This window comes from Streptomyces sp. NPDC057307 (assembly GCF_042667665.1).
Lineage (GTDB): Bacteria > Actinomycetota > Actinomycetes > Streptomycetales > Streptomycetaceae > Streptomyces.
Genome location: NZ_JBHUZM010000248.1, coordinates 1 through 5414, shown reverse-complemented (window position 1 = coordinate 5414; position 5414 = coordinate 1). Strand labels below are relative to the sequence as shown.

Below are 5414 nucleotides of genomic sequence, written 5' to 3'. Positions count from 1 at the left end.
GCCGTGGCGGGCTTGGCGTGTCGGCCCCCAGCCCGCCCAAACCGGGGTGGACTTATTTTTACTCTTCCGCGGCCGGACCCCCACGGTGGCCCGGCCGGAGCCGCTTTCGCGGACGGTCGATTGTCAGTGGCATCCCCTACGGTCCGAACAGGAAGACCGAAAGGGAGAGTTGTGACGACGGACGAGGCGACGGCGAGCGGGCCGGCGGCCGAGAAGACGACAGCCGAGGCAACGACGGCGACCGAGACCGCCGCGGCCGGGACGGCTTCGCCCGAGACCGCCGCGGACCGGAAGGCGTCGGCGCCCGCGTGGCGCGGAGGATTCGGACGGCTCTGGAGCGCGGCCGTCGTCTCCCGCTTCGGTGACTCGCTGCGTAACGCCGCACTCCCGCTGCTCGCCGCCTCGTTGACCGACGACCCCCTGCTCATCGCCTCCGTGACCGCCTGCGGCTATCTGCCCTGGCTGCTGTTCGGGCTGCTGGGCGGCGCCGTCGCCGACCGGGTGGACCAGCGCCGGGCGATGTGGGCCGTCGACCTGGTGCGCGGCGTACTGATGGCGGGCTTCGCCCTCGCGGTCGCGCTGGACCACGGCACGATCGCGCTGCTGCTCGCCCTCGCCTTCCTGCTGACCACCTTCCAGACGCTCTTCGACAACGCCGCCACGGCCCTGCTGCCCGCCGTGGTCCCCCGTGACACGCTGGCCGGCGCCAACGCCCGCCTCATGACCGGCCAGCACGTCGCGAGCGGCTTCCTGGCGGCGCCGCTGGTGCCCGCGCTCCTGATCCTCGGCGCCTCCGCCCCGTTCGCCGTCAACGCGGCCACCTATGTCGTCGGCGCGCTGCTCATCGCCTCCCTGCGGACCGACGCACCGGCGAAGGCCCCGAAGGCGGCCGGCGGCACCCTGCGCGCGGAGATGGCGGAAGGAATGCGCGCCCTGTGGCGCGACAGCGCGCTGCGGGGACTGTCCGTCGCGACCGCCCTGTCGAACATCGGCATGGGCGCCCTCATCGCCACCCTGGTCCTGCACGTCACCGGCTGGCTGGACGCGGGCAACAGCGGCTACGCGGCGGTCCTCACCGGGTTCAGTGTCGCGAGCGTCGCCGGCGGACTGGTGGCACCGCGGCTCGCCGTCCGCATCGGGCGGATACGGAGCGTCTTCGTCGCCGGAGTCGTCCAGACCTGCGCGCTCGTCGTGCTCGGCACGGTCCGTGAACTGTGGGTGGCGATCGCCGCCATGGCGGTGTTCGCGGTCATGGGCATGGTGTGGAACGTGAACCAGGCGACCCTGATCCAGGAGCGGAGCCCCACCGAGATGCTGGGCCGCATCAGCTCCGCCTTCCGCACGCTCGCCATCGGCGGGGCGCCGCTCGGCGCACTCCTCGGCGGTGTGGTCGCGAGTGCCTGGGGACTCAACACGCCCGCGCTGCTGGCGGCCGGTACGTTCACGCTCGCCGTCGCCTCGCTCGGCGCCCTGATCAATTAGGTTGGGAGGGCAGCTGGGCACCGCACTCACGCAGGCACTCACGTACGAGAAGAAGTGGGCTGAAGCAAGATGTCCGACAAAAAGGCAGAAGGCCGCGCCAGGCTCAACCGGACGCCCCAGTGGAGCGCGCTGGGCAAACACCGTGAGCAGCTGGGGGAGACGAGTCTGCGGGAGCTGTTCGCCGACGACCCGGCGCGCGGCACCGGCTACACCCTCCAGGTCGGTGACCTCTACCTGGACTACTCGAAGCAACTGGTGACGGACGAGACGCTCACGCTGCTGCGTGACCTGGCGGCGGCCACCGGCGTCGCCGAGCTGCGCGACGCGATGTTCCGCGGCGAGAAGATCAACACCACCGAGGACCGGGCGGTGCTGCACACCGCGCTGCGCGCCCCGCGCGACGCGGTGGTCGAGGTCGACGGTGAGAACGTCGTGCCGGGCGTGCACGCCGTCCTCGACAAGATGGCCGCCTTCTCCGAGAAGGTCAGGGCGGGCGAGTGGCTCGGCCACACGGGCCGGCCGATCCGCAACATCGTCAACATCGGCATCGGCGGCTCCGACCTGGGCCCCGCGATGGCGTACGAGGCGCTGAAGTCCTTCACCCACCGCGACCTGACGGTCCGTTTCGTGTCGAACGTCGACGGCGCCGACCTGCACGAGGCCGTGCGCGATCTGGACGCCGCCGAGACGCTGTTCATCATCGCGTCCAAGACGTTCACCACCATCGAGACCATCACCAACGCCACCTCGGCCCGCAACTGGCTCCTGACCGAGCTGCAGGCCGGTCAGGAGGCCGTGGCCAAGCACTTCGTGGCGCTGTCCACGAACGGTGAGAAGGTCACCGAATTCGGCATCGACACCACGAACATGTTCGAGTTCTGGGACTGGGTCGGCGGGCGGTACTCGTTCGACTCCGCCATCGGTCTCTCCCTGATGATCGCGATCGGCCCCGACCGCTTCCGCGAGATGCTCGACGGCTTCCACCTCGTCGACGAGCACTTCCGCACCGCGCCCGCCGAGTCCAACGTGCCGCTGCTGCTCGGCCTGTTGGGGGTCTGGTACGGGTCGTTCTTCGACGCCCAGTCGCATGCCGTCCTGCCGTACAGCCACTACCTGTCCCGGTTCACCGCGTATCTCCAGCAGCTCGACATGGAGTCCAACGGCAAGTCCGTGGACCGCGACGGCGAGCCGGTCGAGTGGCAGACCGGGCCGGTCGTCTGGGGCACGCCGGGCACCAACGGACAGCACGCGTACTACCAGTTGATCCACCAGGGTACGAAGATCATCCCCGCCGACTTCATCGGCTTCGCCCGGCCGGTCGACGACCTGCCGCACCGGCTGATCGCCCAGCACGACCTGCTGATGGCCAACTTCTTCGCGCAGACCCAGGCGCTGGCCTTCGGCAAGACGCCCGCCGAGGTCCGGGCCGAGGGCGTCCCCGACGAACTGGTGCCGCACAAGACGTTCCGGGGCAACCACCCGACGACCACGATCCTCGCCGAGTCCCTGACCCCCTCCGTACTCGGCCAGCTGATCGCGCTCTACGAGCACAAGGTCTTCGTCCAGGGCGCGGTGTGGAACATCGACTCGTTCGACCAGTGGGGCGTCGAACTGGGCAAGGTCCTCGCCAAGGAGATCGAGCCGATCCTCACCCAGATCGACGGCGGGCGCGACAGCTCGGCCGACAAGCCGCTGGACCAGTCGACGGCGGAGCTGGTCGCGAAGTACCGGGTACTGCGGGGGCGTTGAGCCGATGACCAAGGGGGAGCGGCGGCTCAGGCCGCCCAGCAACACGCTCAACGAGAGGGCGGTCGCCTGGTGGCGGGCACGGTGGCTGCTGCTCACCCTGGTGCCGGTGGCCGTTCTCGCGGTGCTCGGCTGGCTCATATCCCCGGCCCGCGCGTGGCTGCTGGTCCCCGCCGCCGTCGTGGCGGTGCTGGGACTCGTCTGCACGGTGGTCATGCCGATGTGGTGGTTCCGGGTCCACCGCTGGGAGGTGACGGACGAGGCGGTCTACGTCCGTACCGGCTACTTCTGGCAGGAGTGGCGGATCGCGCCGATGTCCCGGATCCAGACCGTGGACACCGTACGGGGCCCGTTGGAGCAGTTGTTCAAGCTCTCCACCGTCATCGTCACCACCGCGTCCTCCAAAGGAGCGGTGCGGATCGAGGGGCTCGGCCATGAGCTGGCCGCCGAACTGGCCGAACAGCTGACACACATCACCCAGGCGACACCCGGGGACGCGACGTGAGCACGGCCGCCGTGCCCGCGCCCGGGGAGGAGTGGCGCAAGCTCGACAGGCGCACCCTGCTGGTCACCACCGCCGTCATGAGCAGCGTCGCGACGGGCGCCGGAGTGCCCACCGTCGTCGGCCTGTCCGGCGGCATGGGGGTGTGGCGCGCGCTCGCCTGGGTGCTGCCCGCGGCCCTGCTGCTGATCGTCTGCGGCACCGGCGCCGACTACGTCCGCTGGCGCCGCACCCGCTACCGCATCGGTCCCGACCGGGCCGAACTCCACACCGGGCTGCTGCTGGTCAAGCGCCGCTCGCTGGGCCGTGAACGGATCAGGACCGTCGACCTCACGGCCAACCTTCTGCTGCGGATACTCGGCCTGGTGAAGGTCCGTATCGGTACGGGTGAGCAGACCGGCGGCGAATCCACCCTGGAACTCGACCCGGTCACCCAGGCGGAGGGGGAGCGCCTCCGTACGGAACTGCTGGACCGCACCTCGTCGGCCTCCGAGTCGCACCCGGACGGCATGCTGGCCGTCCTCGACCCCGGCTGGATCCGGTACGCGCCGGTCTCCTTCGTGGCGCCCCTGCTGGGCGGGGCGGCGGCGGGCGGTGTGATGCAGGTCAGCGAGTGGTTCGGGGTGCAGAACGAGGTGATCGACTGGATCGGCGACCGGTTCCGGGACACCTCGGTCCTCATGATCGTCGTGGTCCTCTTCGCCGCGGCGCTCCTCGCGGGCATAGTCGGCTCGCTCGGTCTCTGGGTCGAGATGTGGTGGAACTACCGGCTGGAACGCGAGCCCGGCGGCACCCTGCGGGTGCGGCGCGGGCTCCTCACATCACGGTCCGTCTCGATAGAGGAACGCAGGCTGCGGGGCGTCGAGCTGGTCGAGCCGCTGGGCGTGCGGCTGGTCGGCGCGGCGCGGGTCGACGCCGTCGCCACGGGGATCGCCCAGGACGACGAGGACAAACACACCGACCTCAAGACGCTGCTGCCGGCCGCGCCGAAGGCGACGGCCGACGAGGTGGCGGCGCGGGTCCTGCGCGAGACGGTGTCCCCGACGCGCGCGACGGGTCTCGTCCCGCACCCGGTCGCCGCGCGCGGGCGACGGCTGCGCTGGGCGGTGGGCTCGGCGCTGGTGCCGGTGCTGGTACTGGTGATCCTCGGCGTGCTCGTGAGCGACACGCTGCTGCCCATAGCCGCGGGGTGCGCGGCGGTGCTGTTGCCGGTCGCGGTGCTGCTGGCGCTCGACGCGTACCGCAATCTGGGCCACGGGCTCAGCGGGGGGTATCTGGTGGCGCGGTCGGGGACGGTGCGGCGGTCGACCGTCGCGCTGCAGCGGGGCGGGGTTGTCGGGTGGACGGTCAAGCAGTCGTACTTTCAGCGGCGGGCGGGGTTGGTGACGCTGCTGGCGACGACCGCGGCGGGGGAGGGGGCGTATGCCGTCCACGACGTGGGGGTGGGGGAGGGGTTGGCGTTCGCGGCGGAGGCGGTGCCGGGGTTGTTGGAGCCGTTCCTGGAGCGGTAGTCGTGGCGGGGCCGGCCGTTGCGCGGGCCTGTTCCCCTACCCGCCCCTTCCCGGCAGTGTCGATATGCGGCTCCGCCGCGTGAGGGACTCCGCCCCGGACCCCGTACGGCCTTCGGCCGTGCCCTCAATCGCCGGGCGGGCTGGATTTCGGGGCTCCGCCCCGGACCCCGCTC

4 protein-coding genes are annotated in these 5414 nt (G+C 71.1%); all 4 read left to right on the top strand.

Annotated features, from left to right (window positions below):
• The first annotated feature begins 171 nt into the window (after positions 1-171).
• The 4 genes from ACFUN8_RS36860 (at position 172) to ACFUN8_RS36845 (ending at position 5241) form a co-directional block, all read left to right on the top strand.
• Positions 172-1482, top strand: coding sequence for an MFS transporter (locus tag ACFUN8_RS36860; RefSeq protein ID WP_383647672.1), 1311 nt, complete (start codon positions 172-174; stop codon positions 1480-1482).
• A gap of 69 nt (positions 1483-1551) precedes the next feature.
• Complete coding sequence (gene pgi, locus ACFUN8_RS36855; RefSeq protein WP_383647669.1) at positions 1552-3231, top strand: glucose-6-phosphate isomerase; 1680 nt, start codon at positions 1552-1554, stop codon at positions 3229-3231.
• A gap of 4 nt (positions 3232-3235) precedes the next feature.
• Complete coding sequence (locus tag ACFUN8_RS36850; protein ID WP_383647667.1) at positions 3236-3733, top strand: PH domain-containing protein; 498 nt, start codon at positions 3236-3238, stop codon at positions 3731-3733.
• The gene (locus tag ACFUN8_RS36845) at positions 3730-5241 is read left to right on the top strand and encodes a PH domain-containing protein (RefSeq protein ID WP_383647664.1); all 1512 of its coding nucleotides are present in this window, start codon (positions 3730-3732) and stop codon (positions 5239-5241) included. The genes ACFUN8_RS36850 and ACFUN8_RS36845 overlap by 4 nt, the downstream gene beginning before the upstream one ends.
• The last annotated feature ends 173 nt before the right edge of the window (positions 5242-5414 follow it).

Bases quoted from the DNA above. Each gene is read 5' to 3' on its own strand.
- pgi (WP_383647669.1), top strand. From the start codon at position 1,552: ATGTCCGACAAAAAGGCAGAAGGCCGCGCCAGGCTCAACCGGACGCCC.
- ACFUN8_RS36850 (WP_383647667.1), top strand. From the start codon at position 3,236: ATGACCAAGGGGGAGCGGCGGCTCAGGCCGCCCAGCAACACGCTCAAC.